Here is a 445-nt window from a genome sequence, read left to right as displayed (position 1 = left end):
CGCCCACCGCCAGCCGCCCGGGTCCTTCGCGGGCCGGAAGCCTGGCGGGTGAGGGGCGGCTGCGACCGGGCCGGCCGGACGGACCGGTGGCCGAGGAGGAGGGCACCGACACGGCCGACACCCCCGGGCCCGCCACGAGCCGGGTCGCCTATCCGGAGGAACCGGAGACCGCCGACGCCCCCGCCCTCACGCCGACCGCGTCCGCCACGGCGAGCGCCCCGGCCTCCGCCCCCGCGGCCGTGAACCAGGGCCAGAGCCCGGCCGAACCGGCCGACATCCTGCCGCTGGGCAGCGGTCTGATGCTGATCGGTCTGGGCCTGGCGCTGGCGTTCGTGGGGCTGCGGGTGCGGCGGAGCTGAGCGGGGCCCCTCTTGCGGAGCTGAGCGGCCTCCTCTTAGAGGTCCTAACAAAGGCGTTGGATGTGTCGGTGAGTGATCAGGCAGGT

1 pseudogene is annotated in these 445 nt (G+C 75.7%); it reads left to right on the top strand.

Going from position 1 to position 445, the window contains the following annotated elements:
* Positions 1 to 359, top strand: a pseudogene (locus tag GTW40_RS32805) (hypothetical protein); the annotation flags it as partial.
* Positions 360 to 445 lie beyond the last annotated feature (86 nt).

It is taken from the genome of Streptomyces sp. SID4985 (genome assembly GCF_009863025.1).
Taxonomy (GTDB): Bacteria; Actinomycetota; Actinomycetes; order Streptomycetales; family Streptomycetaceae; genus Streptomyces.
The sequence above is the reverse complement of the archived record's forward strand: the minus strand, read 5'-3'. Positions and strand labels throughout refer to the sequence as shown.